Below are 20,407 nucleotides of genomic sequence, written 5' to 3'. Positions count from 1 at the left end.
CAGCTTTATATTTTCTCTACAGGATCTGTAATGAAGACGACGAGGCTCCGGTCCCGGTCAAAGTCCCAGTCCACGAAAATATCGCGGACTGTGGTGCCAAATATAGAATCAAATTTTTCTTTATAGAGTTCTTCTTTTTCAAGAAGGCGCTTCGTTGATTTCAAAATCTCCAAATGGCCAGTTCTGATTAATTCTTTTTCAATTAAAATCAGACCCCCCGTGCGTACGGCGAGCATCGTCCGTTCATTTACGGGATGGACAGTGATTTCATCCGGGCTTTTCCCTACTTCTTCACTGACACGCTGGATCGCCTGCTTAATATCCTCCTGGCGCGGCGTGCGGTTCTTTTCCTGCTTTTCTTTCAGTTTATCAGGATGGAAGCCGGTAATGACGCCCGATTTGTTTTCGATGTTCCAGTCAAAATAGAACTCCCAGCCTTGAATATCCAACAGAGTGGAAATATAATGCTCGATTTCAGGAAGCATTTTTGCCATCATGGTTTCTCGTAATTCCTCCACGGCACTTTTGTCTCTCTGGTCGAGCATTACTTTTTCAATTGGAGATAAAAACTTACGTATATGCATGACAATACAGCAGGGATCAACGCTCACATAAACGGATTCCGGCCCTTTGCCGAAATGATCGCGAAGCACTCTGCCGAGATAGCTTCCGATTTGTTTTTGTTGTTCTTCTATTTGTGCAGGCGCAGAATGTTCGGCCATATTTTCACCTCTTGTTCATTGTCTTGAATTGATTAAACTAATGCAGTTGATTAAGTACAGCTGCGGCTTGGCAGCACCTGATGCTTTTATAACGTACAGGCGGTGACAGAGCTGCTGCCATGAGTAATCAACAGCCTCGCCTCCCCGGCGTAATATACAAAAGCCTCGGATCAAAGCGGTTGAATAGTACAACTTTTTATTTTTATACCCAGAATTTGTGTGGAAAAACACCTTTAAGCGTCGCTGAAGGCTTTTTCCTGCTGCTGTTCATGGGTGTATAGGACGGGGGAAGCCGTGGCGGTCTCTTTGCTTATATGCTCGCCTTTTTCGAGCTCTTCCATCAGGCTGTTAAAGGCTTCGCGCTGCCCGGCAGCTTTGGAGACAGCCCGGAGGTAGCTGAAGCATTCGCTCTGATCATAATCAAACGGCATTTTGCCTTCGAAATTCCGGGCAATGCTTTGTGCATAATGCCAACACACGCCTGGTGCTTTTCCACCAAGGGAATCAGCCAGCAAATAAAGAGATTCAAGCACGCAATTGGTAATTTTAATATCCTTTTTAGCGGCTTCTGCAATAGGTGAGAAGGCGGCGTATACATAATAGGCGAAAGTACTTTCCTTCATCACGACCCGTGCCTCATCCTTTGCATCGACCAGGTATGGTCTGTGGGAGGCAGTGCCGGAAATAGAACTGATTAAATCAGCGAGCTGGTAAATGGCATCCTCCGCAGTGGAAGGCTCATTATTTCCGAGGGCTTTCAAAGCAATCTCTGTTAATTTTCGTACACTGAAATTCATATCCTGCATCTCCGTTTTTTTGTTACCGATAAACAAAAACTGCAGATAGGTCTGTTCATTTACAGGAGTTTCTGGCTTTTCGTCGTTCCTCTGGTAGGAAAACAACGTATCCCCCTCGAGCAGATAATCACCGACCCTCCGTTCAAGATACACGACGAGTCCGTCCTTTTCTGCCTGAGCGATCAGACGTTTAAAATCAACGAGCTGCAAAAAGCCTCCAGAAGAACAGGCTATGGAATAAATCGGCGAATCCTGAGGAAGACTGTATTCCTTATCCGGATACGGGCGGTGCTCTTGTAAATCCTGCTCATTTGTAGCTGTAATGATATTCTGTGAGCGTTCGTTCAGGTTGTTAGTGAGGTTTGCCACCTGCATCCATTTGGCAGCATGATTAATAAATAAAATAAAATTGATTGCAGATACTGAAGCGGCCGTAACTCCGAGGACTGGAAAAATAACATATTCGCTGATAGAAGAATCCAGCATAAAAAAGCTAATAAGAATATAAAAGTAGGATAAATTAAAAACACCAATGGCATGCAGGGTCCGGCGATCTGCAATAAAGCTGAACAAAACGCGGGGTGTGAACTGGCCGGAAAAGCTGGTTAAAACGATTAAAATCATATTGAACGTAAACGCATGAATCATTAATATTCCGTAGGCAAGCGTACTGTATATCATTTCTGTTAGTGCGTAATCAACTGTGAGAAAAGATCCCAGGGGCAGCGCTGGCTGAAAACCGAACTCAATACCATAGGCGGCAAAGGCCGCGATCACTGCAATCAAGGTGTAGATCATTGGGAGTGGCCACAGGCTTGAGCGGAGCTCATACCACCGCTGATTTTTGGACATGCTTTGTATTTTTTTGATGAATTTAGGCATTAATTGGCGCATACTTTCCTCCTTTCTTTACTGTGGCAATATAGATAAAATTTTTAGGTTATTCTGTCCGGGGATAGACATCTAATGCAGCCAGCCGGCTATTCCGGACGACCCGTACTTCACAGGATGCTTTGCCAGCCACGGCCCGGGACCACCTCCCGCGCAGGAGACGTTCAAAAGCAGGTCCTCCGGTCTCTCCAACGAGGATTAAATCGGCGCTGTACGCACCACAGAGGTGACGGGCCAATTGCTTTTCCGGAACGCCGGCATCAACTACTGTTTGAACATCTGTAACGCCTTTACGCTTCGCTACTTCTTTGTAAGCCTGAAGATGATAAGCGGCCTTTTCTTTTAAATAGCGAACAGCTCCGGGATCGATGCGCTGCAGATTTGCATACCGGTGTTCTTCAAAAACAAAGGCAAGTACTAAAGATGCCTCGTGTTCAAGAGCCATAGCGCATGCTTCTTCGAAAGCATCGTACGAAGGAGTTTCAAGGACGTCCAGGCCAGCCAGTATCTGTTTGTAACGACTCATAGCATTCTTCCTTTCCAGAGACGGATTTTTACAATAAAAAAAGCCAGAAAAAGAAAGTCTCTTTTTCCGGCTTATGTTAAAGGGCTTTATTATCCCAACATTGCTGCCATCATCGAATATTTGGTAAATCAATATTGTTTTTGGTATTTCCGTAAGAAAGAAAAGTAAGGCGAAAGCCGGCGGCGGTACAAAAAGGTTCTGCTTTTATTTAAATCAGAATCCCTGGGGGGGAAGAGCCGTCTCATAAAAAAGCCACAAAGGAGGAAAACCTCTTTTGTGGCTTATGCTTTAGCTTTATATCTAAGCATTCCTGCCGGATTTATTTATCTTTAATGAAATAACCAATTAAGATCTTACCATAATATTATAATAACCGGAAGTGGAAAGCTTAAAACATATTTTTGGGCAGCGGTATCGCTTGCCGGGGAACGTGTGCAGCAGGTACACTGTCAGTGAAGAGATAACAGCTGGGGGAGTTCATCATAAAACTATCGTTGAAAACAGCAGGCATAGTCGCAGGGGTTAGTCTTTTGATTGTACCAGGAGTGCTTGCATTGCTGCACTTCTTTACTCCGTTCAGCCTGGGAAAGAATACAACAGAGGATGGCGTCGTGTTAAAGGAACCGAAGGAAGCAACAGAAGACGTTTCCGGTATACATACAGAAGTGAGCACTCATATACAGCAGGCTCACAGATATTGGAACGAGCAAACCGGCTATGGGGCCATTGATAATGTGACGGCGGACGACTTTGGTGATATCAGCACCCGGATTGAAGATACTGAGGAAATAATAGACAAAATTGAGAACCCACAGCTGCGAAAGGATTTTGATAATGCTGTCCGATGGCAGCAGGTGATTGAAGCAAAGCCTGAAAAAGAAAAAGTTCAGCAGGCTGCCCGTTGGACGCACCGTATTTATCATGATTTGGATGAGTACGTTAACGATTACGATGAGGCTCCGTTGTTTGGCGCCACTCATTTTGATAATGGAAGCATTGCCGAAAGCGATAAAGTGCTTGAGCAGGTGGAGAAGGCGCCGGAGGATTAAAGCAGATAGACAAAAAAGGACGTCATACAAGGCGTTCTTTTTTTGTATTGAGGGCGGGTGTTAATTCAGTGTTTCGAATTGGATGCCCTGGGGGAATTTTTTTAATAGGTTTATATAAATGTAAGCAAGTCTATTGCCTGAAGTAAATAAATTCCTAGGGAATGGTAATTAAGAATTAAATGTGTAATAATATAATTTATTTTATTCTCATTTAGGAGGACCCGACACGTATGAATGACAGTCATGAAGAACTTGTTCACCGCTTAAAAGAAAAATTATCGCTTGTGAAAGAGGGCAGCGCGGAGTTAGTTTCAAAAAACATTCCTTTTTTTGAGAAGGAAGAGGGTCTTGATCCGAGGGTGAAGCAGTTTTTGGAGCAGGAAACTGATCCAGTGCTGAGACGACCAATGTCGCACGACGACCTTGAAATCATACGCAGCCGTAAAGAAAAAGAGAGCCGGGATTTAAGCTCCAATATACGCATGGAAACAAAACTCATTTCTTTGGAAGGCCGGGACTTGGAACTAAAAGTATATAACCGGTCAAAAAATACCAAACCAATGCTCGTTTACTTTCACGGTGGCGGATTCTTTGAGCGTGATGAGAGAGTAATGGACAATACTTGCAAACTGTTGGCCGAGAAGGCGGAAGCTGTAGTAGTTGCAGTCGAATACCGGCTCGCACCGGAGCATAAATACGCAGAAGGCCTGAATGACTGCTTTGACAGCGTGCGTTATGTATGTGACAACCGGGATGAATTTGGAGCAGATACTGGACGAGTCGGCCTGGTGGGAGACAGTGTCGGAGGCAATCTGGCGCTCGGTGTTTATCATTTGAGCCGTGAAAAATCCTGGAACATTTGCTATATGAGTTTATTGTGTCCGTTGCTGGATCTATCCGATGTGTCCGGTGGAACCCGGAAGATGGAACAGTACGATCCAGGAAGAGACAAAGAGCTTGTACGCCAGGAGCTTGTAACAATGCGGGAGTCTCTATCCTTTATTCAATCACTGTATGTCACAGACCTTGAAGAACTCGATCAGCCGCTTGTATCTCCATTGCGGAGTAAGGAAAGCATTACGTATCCCCCGATGACGGTGATAACGGCTGAATTTGATTTTCTCCGGACGCAGGGAGAGGAATTTATGAGAAAGCTTCAGCAGCAGGAGAGTCCGGTACGCTATATTGAATATAAAGGTATGGTTCATACGTTTTTAAAGAAGCTTGGCTATTATCCGCAGGCTGCTGACGCCATTCGGGAAACGGCGGTCCACTTTCGTGAAGTGCTTCAAAACAATAAGCAAAACCATTAACAAAAGCCGAAAGGGAGGGGGTTCCCTCTTTTCGGCTCTTGCTTCGAATTTTTGCAAAACATTTCTGCCTTATTGCATTTTCTGTTAAAAACTGGTTGGTGCTCAGTAAATAAAAAGGCCAGGAATCGACGTCCTGGCCAGCGGCTATCTCTTTTTTTCTGGTTCCAAAGCAAGAATCATATATCCTTTATCTTCTTTAAAATCCCAGTCGGTGAAAACATCTGTAATTTTCCGCTGCAAAATTGGCTGCATATGCTCTTCACCGAATAAACGCCTTTCCATGGGGCGCTTGGCAATTTTAAGCTGCTCTTCAAAGCCGGCTTTGATGAGTTCCTTCTCAATTTCGACAAAAACACCGAAGCGGTAAACCATTATCGAGCGTTCGTCAATCCAATAAGCCTTTGTATAGGCGGGCTCCTTCTGGCCTTTAATACTCAGGTTAACAATTTTTCGTTCGAAGGCCCGCTGACTGAGATGGCCTGGCCACGGAAACTTTTCCGCAGGCTCTTCATCCAAAACCGCCCATATCATGCCGCTGTGCGCTTCTAAGTTCCAATCAAAGTACCATTCTTTAATTGTACTATTGATTATCTCCTCGACATCAGGCCGAACCCGGGGACAAAAATCATTCATAATAAATTCCCTGGATTTCGCAATGCGCTGTTCTTCATTTTGCTGTAATAGAATATTTTCCATTGGTCCTAAAAAATCTTTAACGTACATTATTAAAAAAGGTCGCTTATAGGAAACATGAATGTTTACCGGGCCTTTTCCAAAATGATCCCTCAATGCTTTGCCGGTATAAGCTGCAATCAATTGGGCTTCAGTTTGTTGTTGTTCCATAAGATCTCCTTCTTTAAGAAGAGGGGTTCTTCCTAACTTATTACCATTATACTATCAAATGAGCTTTTTAAATACGGATTACCGGTTTAATGAAACTAAAGGGCTATGACTAAAATTATTATTATACCAAGGATTTTTGAATTTATGATAAAGCAGCACATATTTGTATCCGAGACCTAGCAGACTCGAGCGCCCTCTTTTACTTTGGAAAAGACTAAGCGTATCATATGAAGTGGAAGGCACATAGAATGGTGGCTTCTCCGTAAAAGAGCTCTTCCTACGCCGGCAGGAAGAGTTTTTTATACGTTATAGACGGAACCAGGAATAAGGATTCCTGGTCTTTTTTATGAAAAGTAAATATTAAAAATGAACAAGTACACTTGTTGTTAATGATGTATATACCTAGTATGATAGAGTAGACGCGTGGTCACAAGTCTGCGTACGAAAAGCATACAAAAACAATTTTACCTATTGATGGCGGTTAACATTCTGGACAAAAGCGCCAGTAATGCACTGCCCGGTGAGATTGTTTTCCCGCATGATGTTATTCATACAGAAAAATAATGGACAGCGGGGCAAAAAGACTGTAGAGGAAAAAGCAGGCAGTGCCTGCCTATTTTGGTGTGCTTTTAAAAACAGGCGAAGGTTGGTCCAATATTGGCCTGCTGCCACACGGAGCGGAAGTCATCAGACAATTAGCGCTGATGAATAAGCTGCAGGGAGGTTTTTTCTCTGTGGTTTTTTTGTGTTTTTTAAACCCATTAGGAGTGAAAATTATCTAGCGTTTCTTATCGAAACAGCGATTGAAGGGAGGAGAAAGCCGAACGAAAAAGACACATATTCAGAAGAGCAGGTGGCAGTTGAGCGCCAAACTGTATAACCATTTGTTTTTCAAAAGGGGCCAGTAGGATGGAAGAGACAAAAAATGAACATGGGGAAATTGCAGGCTACATTGGCAGACTAATCAGAGAAAATTTTGGAAAAGGACCCACGTCTGTATATGTTACGCTTGAACATCCCTTCCTGGTTATTCATTTGCGGGATTTTTTGGCACCAATGGAGGCTATTCTGGTTTCTCAAAGCGAGAACAAGCGTGTGGAAGAAACGAGAGATCTCTTATTCGACCAGCTGCAGACGGAAATACGTGCCCAATTGGAGGCTATTGCCGGGATTACTATTCAGGAAATGTATTTCGACTGGGATCTCCATAAAAAAAGAGGGGTTATCCTTGGTATTATGTCCGAAGACACTTCGGAATGCCAGGCCAAGTGGCCGGCGCATTTGGATCATAAGCGGTTTAACGACAAAGTTATTGAATTCAGTGAGTGGGGGCAGAAGGTGCCGACAACGACAGAATCCTTCTGGCTGAATGAGCGTACTATTGTCATTAAGAGGACGGGTGTGTTTGTTGAAATCGAAAAAGAGCTGATCGCAGCCGGTTACACAAATGAATTAAAAGAAGTAAAGAAGCCGTTAGAGCTTCGGATGATTCACAAAGCCAGCCTGGAGTCTTTTATTGACGGTAAAATAACAGAAGTGTTTGTTGCCTGGCATTTCACTGGAGATAAAGGTTATGCTGTGCTGGTCGTACAGCCAAAAAAATAATAAGTTTCATTTGCTGGCCGGAAAGATAAATAACCAGCGAGCGATAGCTAAATAGAACCGTCAGCAACAGACAGCTACAGCTGTCATGTGAATTGAAGTAGAAATTTTTTCTGCATTATTTTATTTCTCATAATGGAAGAAAATACTGGTCAGTTCACGAGTCGTTGAGCTTATGTGAAAAATTAAACCTTTCAGTTTTTCCTTTTATGTAAATAATTTTGTGGATTATTCAGCAAGCTGTGGCAAGCTCGGTGGTGTTATAATGCTATGGCTGTGGTTCTTTCAATGAAACAAAAACGGTTCCAGCAAGCAGCCGGAACCGTTTTGCTTTGTTGCGTAAGCAGGCAGGGCGCCCTTTAAAAACCAGCCGTCCAGCCGCCGTCTGCGGTTAGCACGGTGCCGTTGATAAATCCAGCATCGTCGGAAGCTAAAAACAGTGCTGCACTCGCAATTTCGTCGGCCTGTCCGACGCGGGGAATCAGAGACTGGGTCTTCTGAGTCCGGGAGGAACCGAATTCACTCATCTCTTTCATTGTAGAGCCAATGTTGGTTTGGACTGCTCCTGGAGCAATAGCATTACAGCGGATGCCTTTATCTGCATACATAAAGCCTGTATTTTTAGTCAGCCCGACAACGGCATGCTTTGAAGCCGTATAGGCAGCTCCGGCATGAGCACCGTTTAAACCACCGGTCGAAGCGGTATTAATAATAACGCCCTTTTCTTTTTCCAGGAAAATGGGAAGCGCGTAACGAATGGCACGCATCACGCTTTTTGTATTAATATCAAACAGCAGATCCCATTTTTCATCGCTAATGTCCCCGGATGCTTCCATGCCATCCATTATTCCCGCGTTATTAACGAGAATATCGAGAGTGCCGTAAGCATTAACGGCTGTATCAATCATGCTTTTAATATCATCAAGCTTCGTTACGTTCACCTCCACCGCCTGGGCTGTACCTCCATTTGATGTAATCGATTCGGCCACTTCTTCGGCTCCCTGCTTATTCATATCTGCCACAATTACATTTGCTCCTTCAGCAGCAAATCGTTCAGCGATCGCTTTCCCCATTCCCGATGCAGCTCCGGTCACTACGGCCGTTTTTGACTGTAATTTCATTTTTCTTCCTCCTCCGGGTTAATGTATTCGTTTACAAATTGATTTATTCAACACTTGTTCAATAATTAATTCTAATTGTAGTATAATAGACGCAGGTCTTTAACTACAATCATCAAAAACAGTGCCTATTGTCGGTTAGTATACAAATGTCGGTGCTATTGTTTATAATTTTAAAATTATAGAAGAAAGGAGGAGGTTTATGAAATCATCCTCTGAAGCCACAGACCGGAGAGTGAAAAAATCAAAAAAAGCGATGCAGCAGGCACTGCTTGAATGGATGGAGGAAAAAGATTTTAAATCCATTACGATCACAAACATTGTACAGCGGGCCGATGTAAACCGGGGGACGTTTTATAAGCACTATAATTACAAGGAACAGCTCCTCGAAGAAATCATGGACGGGGTTACAGCTGATTTAAAGGAAGCATTCCGAAAGCCGTATAAAAGTAAAGCAATGCTGGAGCTGCCGGAATTAACGGTTTCCTCAGTGAAAATATTCGAGCATGTATTGAAGCACGAGCGGTTCTATACCCTCGTTATTGCCTCAAATGCTCTCAACGGTTTTCAGTACAAATTAGCTTCGATTCTCCGGGATCTCATGCTCGAGGATCTTTTACAAACCACAGAAGACGATGGTATCGACCGGAAGCTTCAGGCCGGCTATCATTCACATGCCATATTCGGCATGATTGTCGAATGGGTGCGCGGAGGATTTGAATACAAGCCGGAATATATGGCCGAGCAGCTGCTATTAATACTCAGAAGCCGCCCGGTTCACGTCGTGTTTAAAGCAAAAAGCTGATTAAAAGCGCATCAAGTCCGGTGCGTCAGTATCGTGAAAGCTGTTTGATTAAATCATTGACGAGATTTTCTAGCACTGCGATTCGTTTTTTCGTATGCATGACAGTCGGCACAAGTGAAATCGCTGTTTTTAATGAAGTAGCTGCCTTAGAACCGGTAACGGTGACCGATTCAGGCACTCCCTGGAAGGTGTTCATGCATAATTGATTAAACTTTTGCAGAAACTGTTGTGAAGCTTCTTCCTGGCTGGTAGCAATGTCGTGCGAGAGCACTATTTCTGATTTTTTATCGACAAACATACAGATCCACGGATGAATTGGAGTGCCGGCTGGAGAATTACCGAGGGTAAAGGAATCCACCTTGAATATCCCCCCGTATAAATGAGTATTCCGCATAGGAAGCTTCTCTAAGGAAGAGTTATCCGGAATCTCGAAATCTCCGGCAGCGGGTGGACCTTGACCGATGGCCTCCTCAGAAAACAATGGCTCCAGTCGCACATTATGAACTTTCTCGTAGGAATTTCGGAGTTCTCCCTCGTCGAAAACAGGAATCACATTCGTTTCTGCTCCGTTCAAGGCCTGGGGATTGGAGTCAAAATAATCCAGTATCATTGGAACGAGCGGCAATATATGCAAAAAGGGAAAAAGTTCGTGAGCTTTTAAAAACTGAGGAGGCTGTCCGGGATCGAGCCGTCTGAATGTCGGCCAACGATCATGGTCGTGGAAGGCGTAGCCGGTCTGAATGATCAACTGGTGATCGGGCGGCTCCAATTCCTCTATATCGTCAAATGAAAGAAACAGTGCTTCCAAATCATCGGCAGTAAACGAAGGATCGAAAAACTGTCTGTATAAAGCCCGTTCTCCTGTATGTCCGGTGTACAATGCCAACCCGTAGACCTCCTGTTCATCTCCGAGCACACTGGCAATAAAGCGTTCCCCGGTCTCCGGCAGCGTGAAACCGAATAGGTCGGCAGAGGCAATATCCCTCCACGGAGCGTCCCAATAGAACTCCCTTGCTTCATCAAACAGGTCTGCCCATTCTCCTAACGTGGCAAGGTCGTTCTCCTTTACGCCGGGAAGAGGAACAAACTTCTCCCAATCCGATTCATCTGAAGTGCCGAAATTTTCAACGAAGTAAAGCAGGTCGTTTAAGTAATGTCGGAACCTCGTTTCGCTGAAATTTCCCTTTGGTGTCCGCCATACCTCGTCAGAAACCTCGGCACGGGAGTTTGGCTTTGTGACGTTTAAACATACAGGAGAAGGGTCGTCAGATTCCCCAGCTGTGATTTGCTCGAGCAGAACCTCGTGCTCGTGGTCCTCTCCGAAGTCATATAAATAGGTGATCATCTGCCCTTCTTTCCAGAGCCAGTCGAAAATAGTTTCGTTTCGTTCATCGAACACGCCCGGTTTTTCTTCGATATCGGGGAAGTCCATGCTCGTAATTTCATATACTGCAGGCTGCTCCGGCGCCATTCGCTGCTTAATCTGCTGGTATGCCTCCTGGTTCATTGAGCGCGCACTTTTCATTGGTTCAAGAACCTCTTTTTCAAAATGTTTTATTTTGTCCCTGTATTCTTTATGCTTAATATCACTGCTTTCCTGCAGGCGAAAGCTGTGCAGGTGGCTCTGCTCCCATAAAAAAGCTGCCTGAATTAAATTGTGCAGATCAAAAAATGTAAACGAGGAAGGAAGCTCAAATTTTCTCCAAACGGGAGGTTTCGTATCCAGAAGCCGTACCTTTAACTGTAGTTTCAATATAGGCACCTCCTAAAGGTTGTATCTCTAGTTTAGCAGAAATATTTATAGATAAGAAAAAGCTTTTCACGCGTGATACGATAGAAAAAACAGAATCATTCTGTATTCATTTTGCCAGCTGAAAGGAGCCTTGGCTTTGATCGTCTACGAAGCAAATAAACATGAATTTCTTGAAGACGTTTTTCACGATGAACTCGTCACCAATATATGCAGCAATTATACGTCTAAGGTCGGTAAAATCAACGAAGCAGAGGTGCGGTCCTGGGATAATTCGATGCAGTACATGTACCGGGTGCTGATGGATGACGACATTCCGGCTAATGCCGGAGTCGCGATTGAATTTAAAATTCCTTATACGTCGAAGCGGGTGGATTTTTTAATATCCGGCAAAAATAATAATGATCCTGCTATCGTTATTGTCGAGCTGAAGCAGTGGAGCAGGGCGGAGAAAATTGAGGGAAAAGAAGCGATTGTCAAAACGGCAATGGGAGGAGGGCTCGTGGAAACCACTCATCCTTCCTATCAGGCCTGGTCGTATGCTTCTCTTATTAAAGACTACAATGAAAATGTCCAAAAGGATCATATTGAGCTGCATCCGTGTGCGTATTTACATAACTACCTTTTACAGTCAGAAAATGAACCTCTTACTGACGATGTCTACACCTATTACGTGGACCAGGCTCCTGTATTTGCAAAGGGAGGAGCTGGGAAGCTCCGTGCGTTTATTAAGCAATACCTGACGCACGGAGACGACAAAGAAAATATTTATAAAATCGAAAAAGGAAAAATCCGTCCGTCAAAATCGCTGCAGGATACGCTGAACAGCATGCTCGCAGGCAACGATGAATTTCTGATGATTGATGATCAGAAGGTCGTATACGAAACGGCCCTCCAGCTCGCAGAAGAAGCAAAACGCACGAATACCAAGCAGGTGCTCGTCGTTGAAGGCGGACCGGGGACGGGAAAATCGGTGCTTGCGGTTAACCTGCTGGTGGAGCTGACCAACAGAAATCAAACTGTCCAGTATGTAACGAAAAATTCAGCGCCGCGAAACGTGTATGCCAATAAACTAAAGCAGGACTACCGCAAAACCCATATTGATAATTTATTTAAGGGGTCAGGCAGCTACGTGGATCGTCCGAAGGATGAACTGGATGTGCTTGTGGTAGACGAAGCCCACCGCTTAAATGAAAAGTCCGGCTTGTTTCAAAATCTTGGAGAAAACCAGATGAAAGAAATCATTCATACGTCGAAGCTGGCAGTATTTTTCATGGATGAACACCAGCGGGTCACCTTAAAGGACGCAGGGACGACAAAAGAGATCGAAGCATTCACTGAGAAGGCAGGCGGCGTCCTGCACCGGATGAAGCTTGCCTCCCAGTTCCGCTGCAACGGCTCCGACGGATACCTGGCCTGGGTGGATGATACGCTCGGTATCCGGGAAACAGCCAATGAACACTTTATGGGAAATGATTATGATTTCCGGGTATTCAGTGACCCAAATGAGCTGTATGAAAAGATTGCTGCGTTGAATGAACAAAATAACAAGGCGAGGCTCGTGGCCGGGTACTGTTGGGAGTGGCCCAAAAAAGAGCGGGCCTATTCGGGCGCGCACGACATTACAATTCCGGAGCACAGCTTTGGCATCAGCTGGAATCTCGATACCTCTAATACATGGGCCATTGATGCGGGCTCTGTCACAGAAGCGGGATGTATTCACACGTGCCAGGGGCTCGAATTCGATTATGTGGGCGTCATTATCGGAGATGATCTCGTGTACCGGGACGGAGAAGTACAGACCGATTATACGAAACGGGCCAAAACCGATCAGTCGCTGCGCGGAATCAAAAAGCTGATGAAGGAGGAGCCGGAAAAAGCCGGAAAGCTTGCCGACGAAATTATCCGGAACACCTACCGGACGTTAATGACGAGAGGGCAGAAAGGGTGCTTTATCTACTGCACGGATAAGGAACTTGAGCAGTATTTTAAAGAACGGCTGGCGCTTACGGAGCCCGGATACAGGCCGGAGAGTTTTTTCAAAAAGGACCTGGAGGTAGCTGAAAACTATTCCGAGTATGAATAACACTAAAAAGTATCCCTTCACCCTGGTAAAAGGCAGAGGGATACTTTTAATTTTTCAATGCTTCTCTTTTTCTGATCCATTTAAACAGCCACCGAAGTATTGGAGGCACGGCTATAAAAATGAACAGAATGCGAAACAGCTGGTAGCAGATGACAATGGAAATGTCGGCGTTTACCTCCCGGCCGATAATGCCCATCTGGTCCATGCCGCCGGGAGCTAGACTTAACAAGGCAGTAGCGGGAGAAACATGGTGCAGGTGCTCCAAAATCAGGCTGAGACTGAATGCCCCGGCGATCAGAACGACTCCGCCCGTTACGGTCAGCGCTCCAATTCTTGCTTTATGCTGAAGCTGTTCGGGCCGGAGCAGCAGGCCAAAGTAGGTGCCAATCAACAGCTGGGCTCCGTTCGTTATGATAACCGGCAGTGCCGGCGCCTGGAGGCCGATAAGCGTAACAGCAATCATCACAAGCATAGGAGCGAGCATATAGGACGTGGGCAGCCGGAGCTTTTGTCCGGCCCAGGCCGCGGCGAGGCAGAGGCCAAGAAACAGAAGCGCTGAAGGAAAAAGACCGTCCCAGGAGGCCGCGGTCTGAACGGAGCTTCCGCCGGACGCCGCATTTCCGTCTGTAAATAACGGACTCACCGCAAGCACGGGGACTAAAAACATTATTAAGATAATCCGGGTCACCTGCATAAAGGTCACGATCGTAATATCAATCTGCTTTTCTTCTTCCGCGAGAGTCACCATCTGTGACAGACCGCCCGGAATGCTCCCGGTCAAAGCCGTGGGCAGGGAAACCCCGGAAAGAGAAGCAAACCCGAAGGCCATCAATCCGGAAAACAAAAGAAGCAGCATCGTCAGCCCAATCATCATTGGCAGCTGAGTGCCGATTTGATAAAAGGTCTCCATCGTAAACGCCAGGCCGATCGTATAGCCGACAATTATTAATCCGGTATTTCGAAAAGACTGTGGCCAGTACATCTGCGCGCGTGGGAGCTTCGAAAGAAATAATACGACCGCCATCGGCCCGAGCAGCCAGGGCACTGGAATATTCAGGAGGGAAAAGAAGAAGCCGCCAGCGCAGGCAGCTGCTGCAGTAACAAAAAGACGCAGCCAGACCGGCTGCACACATGTAGAATCAGAAAACATACAAAGACCTTCTTTATTGATTAGTAGCATAGATTAAAGTGATTGTAGCATAAAAATAACCAGGCTTCGAAGAACAGCAAGGATACTAAAGAGAAAAAGACGGAAGGTGATACTGGCACTTTAACATGGTACGATAGAAAATAATGGATCTCATAAAAAGGGGAGATTTTGTGGCGGAACATAATAAAGAACTGGATTTTTATACGACAAAAAAGTACCTTCGCAAGCAGACGCTTGCAACCATTCTGGATCAATTCGATGACCGGCTGATGAATCTGAACAAAACCCGCCGTAAGGCGAAATACGTCAAGATGAAGCAGGACCCCTACAGCTTCTTCCGGGGAAGTGCCTATTTGTTTTACTACGATGTAGTTAACATTCCGTTCCGGCATCATACACCAGAAGACAGGCCGACCTGGATTATGGGCGATATGCATATGGAGAACTTCAGCAGCTTTCAGAATGAGAATGGAGAAATTGTTTTTGATGTGGATGATTTTGATGAGGGCTATCTTGGTTCTTATCTGTATGACGTGCTCCGTATGGTGGTCAGTATCCGGCTTTTTGCCATGCAGCAGGGATTTGGCGATGAGGAGCGGGATGCTTTCGTGCGGACGTATTTAGAAGCGTACTACAAGCGTCTGAAAAAATTTAAAAAAGGTAAAAAGAATCCGGTGGAAACACAGTTTACTTCAAAAAATACAAAGCAGCCAATCAAAAAGACGCTTGAAAAGCTTGAGGACCGAAAAGCTACTCATGAGCTCGACAAGCAGACCATTGTCAATGACAGCGGCGACCGTATATTTGAACGGGAAAAATCAAAACTCGATTCAGTGACTGACAAAGAGCACCAGGAAATAATAAAAATCTGGGATCAGTATTTAGGCAGTCTGGCAGAGGAAAGCTACCAGAACGAAGGGCATTATGAAATCAAAGATATAGTGAAAAAGACAGGAGCCGGCATCGGGTCCACCGGTCTGAAGCGCTTTTACATTTTGATTGAAGGCGGAGAGGACCATGTTATTTTGGAAGCAAAGGAAGCGCGGACGCCGATCCCGGCTTACTTTTTTCCGTATGAAGAAACGTTCTGGACGACAAATAAGCATCAGGGTAAGCGGGTGATTAAAACCCAGCGGGCGATGCACCACCTGGCTGACCCTTATTTAGGCTATTTTACGCTTCAAAACCGTGACTACTACGTACGGGAACGGTCACCGTACGACAAAGATTTAAAGAACAAGCATTTGGAAAAGCCAAAACGAATGCACCGTACGGTGAAAACGATGGGGAAAATATCGGCAAAGGTTCATGCCCGGGCGGATGTTGATATTGCTCAGGGGCTGCTTGATTATCACAGCGAAAATGAAATATTAAAAGCCATTGGAAATGACGAAGAAATTTTTATTGAGGAAATGGTTACATGGTCAAGGTTTTATAAGGAGCGTGTAGAAGAGGATTACGAGCTCTTTCTTGAATGGCTGAAGGAAAGCTTCGAATAAAGAGAAATCAACGGTGCCGGCGGAAAAGCCGGCGCTTTTTTCTATACATAAGCAAGAAACTGAATAATTTCTTCACTGGTGTACTTATACAGCAGGTGAGTCGAAGCCTGCGGAAGGTCGAATTCCGGGGCATCCACATGAAGCACTCTTCCTTCTGCAAGCTCCCGCCTTACTGCAGAACGTGGAAGAAAAGAAACACCGAGCCCTTCCTCGATAAAGCGTTTTGTTACGTGACTCTGGGAAACCTCCATCCTCCTTTAATAATAAAATATTATCAATAAAGCTTGTTTACTCCCACATTCGCTCTTTCACGAAGTGTTGGCTGGAGTGCTCATATAGCAGAACAACGGGCAAACAACAGGATTATACGGCCTCAGTCTGTGTAAATTGGCAAATAAATAAAAAGTAAAAGGAGGCCGCTGAGAAGCGGTCTTTTTCTATAAATAAGCATAAAAAATTTTCATACTAAACAAATGAATTATAAGACAACGAGTAGTAATAATGATAGAATAAGACTAAAGATCTACATATTTGGAAATCTTATATATTAAAACATTGATTATTGTTGAAAATCCCTTTGTGAAATCTCCTGCTTATATTTGATTGTGCGATAGAGGAGAGGTGAAAGCCTTGAATGAACAAAATTCAGAAATGCAATTGTATAAAACAACTATACATTACGCGTTACATATCACCCTCTGGGCGCATATTCTTTGGTTTCTTTGTTTTATATGGTTGGACATGTATATTTTGGCGGGAGTTAATTTTATAAGTGCAGTATTTTGCACATTCGCGTTTTTGCTGGTGAAAAAGGGATATTATGCACTATATTTCCTTATGACTATTCTAAATATTTTTATTCATGCCACCATTTCAGCTGTCTATCTTAGTTGGGATTCAGGGTTTCATTATTATATATTTATCATTGCGTTTGGGGTGTTTCTCTTCCCGGGGGCCCGCCTTATTAAGGGGCTTGCCGCTATTATACTTATTATTTATTATGCTCTTTTGTATCATTTTACACAGACGGGCATTCAAACGATGGGCGAGGAATTGACTTATATGCTTCACCTTATTAACATGGTCAGCGTCCTTTGCATTATCGCTTTATTAGGATATATTTTTCGTAGTAATATCGATCAAATGATACAAAACCTTCATCAAATGAACGGAGAGCTTGAACGTATGGCAGCGACTGATACGCTCACTGGACTTTTTACAAGACGGAAAATGTATGAGCGTATAGCTGAGAAGATGGAAACAGAACAAAATTTCTGCGTTATGATGATTGATATTGACTATTTTAAAACGATTAATGATCAATATGGACATGCTGTGGGGGACGCTGTCATCGTGCATGTTTCTAAAGTTATTGCAGCAAATCTTGAGAATAAAGGCTTTGTCTCCCGTTGGGGCGGAGAGGAATTTTTGGCTGCGGCGGAGGCCTCAGGTGACAAAGAAGCAGGCATGCTCGCAGACAGTATTAAGCAGGGAATGATCACGCCTCCCCTCCTGCACTATAATGAAGCAGTATCGGTAACGGTATCAGTAGGGATAGCGAAATGGAAAAAAGGACGCAATATCGAGGAAGTTATTAATGAGGCTGACCGGGCACTATACAGCGCGAAGCAAAAAGGCCGGAATTGTACGACTATCCATGAATCGGTGGAAATTTAAAAACTCTTCAGCTTAAAAAAGCTGGAGAGTTTTTTTCTCAAATACAGCCCGCAGCAATAAAAGGAGAGTATGATAAAGAAGAGATGTGCAGTGATTGGTATTTCGAGGAGAACTACAATGAGAGGCGGGATCAGGATGAGCAGTAAAATTATGAGCGGCAGATATACAACGACAGAGGACCAGGGAGTAACTGTATTTGTTATAGGGATGAGGATTAATAAATGGCGGGCCATCCATAAGTGGCTTCCGGTATTGCTCGCGATGCCCCCGATGATTAAAGAACTATCCATAAACAAAGAAATTGGCTGCCTGGGCGTGCAAAGCTATCTTCAGCTTCCAACAACGATGATGATCCAGTACTGGAATTCCAAGGAGGAATTGTTTGCATATGCGAGGGGGCCAAAGCATTTAAAGGCATGGCGGACATTTAACAAAAGAACAAAAGGAAACAGTGCTGTCGGTATTTATCATGAAACATATATAGTGCCCAAAGGTTCTTACGAATCGATTTATGTAAACATGCCGCCCTTTGGTCTCGGCAAAGCGCTTGGCACTGAGCCAGTAACCAAAGCGACCGGCACAGCCAAAGAACGAATAGACCGGACGGCCGGAAAACAGCCTGGTTCATAAGGAGGGGGAAAAGGTGGAGGAAGAGAGCCGCAAAACAGCAGGCTGGCTGGTAATAGTATTGCCCACAGTTATTTACGGAGGGGTTAGTCTGCTTCAAATGATTGTTTCTAAAGATGCAGGCTACGTAAATAATCCGCTCCGGCAGGATTTATTTCGTGCCGGGCATGCGCACGCAGGGGTTCTTCTTATCCTTTCACTGGTCATACTCTTATACGTGGATCGTACTTTCTACGGGCCGAAGGCAAAAAGATTTATCCGCCACAGCATTCCACTGTCGGCCATACTGCTGCCGGCCGGTTTTTTCTTTTCAGTATTGGATCCGCAGGCGACAGAGCCGAACGCATTTATATATGCTGCTTACGCAGGAGCAGTACTTCTTGTCGCTGGTTTAATAATGCTTGGGATTGGATTAATAAAAAATAAAAATTCCAACATAAACTAGGACTTACCTCTTGCTATAGCGTATAATAATAACAGCATCATCCCTATATAAAATATTAAGGGCATCTTCGACAAAAAGTGAGCCGATTATATGAAAAAACTATGGATCGCCCTGACGCTTCTTATTGCGGGGGGTATTACAGCAGGAGTATTAATCTTTTCAGAATGCACACAGGCAGCCGCTAACTCCTGTCTTTATGTAGCAACGGACGGGGATGACAGTAATGACGGAAGCAAGTCGGCACCGCTGCAGACGTTGAATGCAGCCTCTGAACAGGCGGAGCCTGGAACAACCGTCTATGTCAGAGGGGGGACGTACGAAGAACCGCTGGAAGTCTCGCAAAGCGGCAGCGCCTCGAACCCGGTTACATTTGAAGCATATGAAGACGAAGGCGTAATTTTAAGCGGTGAAGAAATGGAAGACGAAGCAGGTATAACAGCAATGATTCATATCGAAAAACAGAATCATATTACCATTCGTGGGTTCACCATTCAGAATTTATCGACAGAGCTTAACAACGAAACACCGGTAGGTATTTTCGTGCATGACAGCGCCGAAGGAATTACGCTCGATAATAATCACATCCGTGGTATTGAAACGAATGCAGACAGCGGTAACGCCCACGGTATCGCAGTATATGGCCGGGAAGCGATCACCGATGTCGAAATTATTAACAACACGGTGGAAAACCTTGTGCTCGGCTCAAGCGAAGCAGTCGTTTTAAATGGAAACGTAGAAGATTTTACGATTGCTTCAAATACCGTACGCCATAACGATAACATTGGAATTGACATGATTGGGTACGAGGACGTTGGAGACGACCCAGAGCTTGATTACACCCGGGATGGGACAGTGGAAAACAATACCGTTTATGATAACTCTTCGTACGGCAATCCGGCTTATGGGGAGGGGGATGTTTATGCCGCGGGGGGCATTTATGTAGATGGCGGCAACGATATTGACATTCAAAACAACACGGTATACAGGAACGATCTGGGTATTGAAGCGACCTCGGAGCAGGACGGGGAACAGGCGGATAATATCAGGATTACCGGGAATACAGTTTATGAAAACATTTTTACCGGGATCTCCATCGGCGGGTATGATGAAAAACGGGGCGGGACAAAGAACAGCACGATTACAGAAAACATTATATACCGTAACGATACAAATGATTTGGACGGCGGACAGCTGCTGCTGCAAAATGATACGGAAAACAACAGAATTGAAAATAATATATTAACAGCAGGAAGCTCCCGTGTATTTGTGGCAAACTACTTTGAAGACAACACGGATAACGAATTTGACCGGAATGTGTATCACCGGGAGAAGGGCAAAGAAGGTATTTGGATTTGGGAAAACGAGCAGGCCTCCACGCTTAAGGAATTTAAGTCCCTGATTGGCAGTGACAACGATTCCCGTTATGTGAACCCGCAGTATAAAAACGCCTCTAATTACAATTTTGAATTGTCCCAGGAGTCCCCGGCACGTGACGTCATTGAATAAA

The 20,407-nt window shown here is 44.7% G+C and carries 18 protein-coding genes and 1 pseudogene; 11 read left to right on the top strand and 8 right to left on the bottom strand.

Annotated elements, in window-relative coordinates:
• Window positions 1–5 precede the first annotated feature (5 nt).
• The 3 genes from SIC45_RS12090 to SIC45_RS12080 all read right to left on the bottom strand — a co-directional run bounded on the left by SIC45_RS12090 (window position 6) and on the right by SIC45_RS12080 (window position 2,936).
• A complete protein-coding gene (locus tag SIC45_RS12090) occupies window positions 6–722 on the bottom strand; it encodes a Na-translocating system protein MpsC family protein (RefSeq protein WP_319632336.1) in 717 nt (238 codons plus the stop codon).
• Between the two features lie 233 nt (window positions 723–955).
• Entirely contained in the window at window positions 956–2,413 is a 1,458-nt protein-coding gene (locus SIC45_RS12085; RefSeq protein ID WP_319632335.1) for a DUF2254 domain-containing protein, read from the bottom strand.
• Window positions 2,414–2,459: 46 nt separating this feature from the next.
• Complete coding sequence (locus SIC45_RS12080) at window positions 2,460–2,936, bottom strand: universal stress protein (RefSeq protein WP_319632334.1); 477 nt, start codon at window positions 2,934–2,936, stop codon at window positions 2,460–2,462.
• Window positions 2,937–3,466: 530 nt separating this feature from the next.
• On the opposite strand from SIC45_RS12080, the gene SIC45_RS12075 reads away from it, so the two are divergent.
• On the top strand, window positions 3,467–3,985 hold the full coding sequence (locus SIC45_RS12075; protein WP_319632333.1) for a hypothetical protein: 519 nt from the start codon (window positions 3,467–3,469) through the stop codon (window positions 3,983–3,985).
• 230 nt (window positions 3,986–4,215) lie between these two features.
• Window positions 4,216–5,298, top strand: coding sequence for an alpha/beta hydrolase (locus SIC45_RS12070; protein WP_319632332.1), 1,083 nt, complete (start codon window positions 4,216–4,218; stop codon window positions 5,296–5,298).
• Window positions 5,299–5,442: 144 nt separating this feature from the next.
• Here SIC45_RS12070 and SIC45_RS12065 read toward each other — a convergent pair whose 3' ends face one another.
• Entirely contained in the window at window positions 5,443–6,141 is a 699-nt protein-coding gene (locus SIC45_RS12065; protein ID WP_319632331.1) for a Na-translocating system protein MpsC family protein, read from the bottom strand.
• Window positions 6,142–7,050: 909 nt separating this feature from the next.
• Here SIC45_RS12065 and SIC45_RS12060 point away from each other — a divergent pair.
• Complete coding sequence (locus tag SIC45_RS12060; protein ID WP_319632330.1) at window positions 7,051–7,746, top strand: DUF2294 domain-containing protein; 696 nt, start codon at window positions 7,051–7,053, stop codon at window positions 7,744–7,746.
• A gap of 356 nt (window positions 7,747–8,102) precedes the next feature.
• Here the strand turns inward: SIC45_RS12060 and SIC45_RS12055 are convergent, their stop codons facing one another.
• Window positions 8,103–8,864, bottom strand: coding sequence for an SDR family oxidoreductase (locus SIC45_RS12055; RefSeq protein WP_319632329.1), 762 nt, complete (start codon window positions 8,862–8,864; stop codon window positions 8,103–8,105).
• Window positions 8,865–9,063: 199 nt separating this feature from the next.
• Here SIC45_RS12055 and SIC45_RS12050 point away from each other — a divergent pair, with 199 nt between their 5' ends.
• Window positions 9,064–9,666, top strand: a complete 603-nt coding sequence (locus SIC45_RS12050; RefSeq protein WP_319632328.1) for a TetR/AcrR family transcriptional regulator — start codon at window positions 9,064–9,066, stop codon at window positions 9,664–9,666.
• Between the two features lie 25 nt (window positions 9,667–9,691).
• On the opposite strand, the gene SIC45_RS12045 is transcribed toward SIC45_RS12050, so the two are convergent.
• Window positions 9,692–11,419, bottom strand: coding sequence for a plasmid pRiA4b ORF-3 family protein (locus SIC45_RS12045; RefSeq protein WP_319632327.1), 1,728 nt, complete (start codon window positions 11,417–11,419; stop codon window positions 9,692–9,694).
• 136 nt (window positions 11,420–11,555) lie between these two features.
• Here SIC45_RS12045 and SIC45_RS12040 point away from each other — a divergent pair, with 136 nt between their 5' ends.
• The gene (locus SIC45_RS12040; protein WP_319632326.1) at window positions 11,556–13,502 is read left to right on the top strand and encodes a DUF2075 domain-containing protein; all 1,947 of its coding nucleotides are present in this window, start codon (window positions 11,556–11,558) and stop codon (window positions 13,500–13,502) included.
• 46 nt (window positions 13,503–13,548) lie between these two features.
• Here the strand turns inward: SIC45_RS12040 and SIC45_RS12035 are convergent, their stop codons facing one another.
• Window positions 13,549–14,652 carry an AbrB family transcriptional regulator gene (locus SIC45_RS12035; protein WP_319632325.1) on the bottom strand — a complete coding sequence of 368 codons (1,104 nt, stop codon included), beginning with the start codon at window positions 14,650–14,652 and terminating at the stop codon, window positions 13,549–13,551.
• A 170-nt stretch (window positions 14,653–14,822) separates the two neighbouring features.
• Between SIC45_RS12035 and SIC45_RS12030 the strand changes: the two genes are divergently transcribed.
• Window positions 14,823–16,151, top strand: a complete 1,329-nt coding sequence (locus SIC45_RS12030) for a DUF2252 domain-containing protein (protein ID WP_319632324.1) — start codon at window positions 14,823–14,825, stop codon at window positions 16,149–16,151.
• A 41-nt stretch (window positions 16,152–16,192) separates the two neighbouring features.
• Here the strand turns inward: SIC45_RS12030 and SIC45_RS12025 are convergent, their stop codons facing one another.
• Entirely contained in the window at window positions 16,193–16,402 is a 210-nt protein-coding gene (locus SIC45_RS12025; RefSeq protein ID WP_319632323.1) for a LysR substrate-binding domain-containing protein, read from the bottom strand.
• A gap of 30 nt (window positions 16,403–16,432) precedes the next feature.
• Between SIC45_RS12025 and SIC45_RS12020 the strand changes: the two are divergent.
• From SIC45_RS12020 to SIC45_RS12000, 5 genes and pseudogenes are all read left to right on the top strand, one after another.
• A pseudogene (locus tag SIC45_RS12020) lies at window positions 16,433–16,537 on the top strand (citrate/2-methylcitrate synthase); the annotation flags it as partial.
• Between the two features lie 451 nt (window positions 16,538–16,988).
• On the top strand, window positions 16,989–17,828 hold the full coding sequence (locus SIC45_RS12015; protein WP_319632322.1) for a GGDEF domain-containing protein: 840 nt from the start codon (window positions 16,989–16,991) through the stop codon (window positions 17,826–17,828).
• Between the two features lie 135 nt (window positions 17,829–17,963).
• Window positions 17,964–18,458, top strand: coding sequence for a DUF4188 domain-containing protein (locus SIC45_RS12010; RefSeq protein ID WP_319632321.1), 495 nt, complete (start codon window positions 17,964–17,966; stop codon window positions 18,456–18,458).
• A 13-nt stretch (window positions 18,459–18,471) separates the two neighbouring features.
• Complete coding sequence (locus SIC45_RS12005) at window positions 18,472–18,900, top strand: hypothetical protein (protein ID WP_319632320.1); 429 nt, start codon at window positions 18,472–18,474, stop codon at window positions 18,898–18,900.
• A 90-nt stretch (window positions 18,901–18,990) separates the two neighbouring features.
• Window positions 18,991–20,406: a right-handed parallel beta-helix repeat-containing protein gene (locus tag SIC45_RS12000; RefSeq protein WP_319632319.1), complete on the top strand. Its 1,416-nt coding sequence runs from the start codon at window positions 18,991–18,993 to the stop codon at window positions 20,404–20,406.
• The last annotated feature ends 1 nt before the right edge of the window (window position 20,407 follow it).

Origin of the sequence: Marinococcus sp. PL1-022 (assembly GCF_033845285.1) — a bacterium.
GTDB lineage: Bacteria > Bacillota > Bacilli > Bacillales > Marinococcaceae > Marinococcus.
Note: the sequence above shows the minus strand (reverse complement) of the source record. Positions and strands in the feature narration are given on the sequence as shown.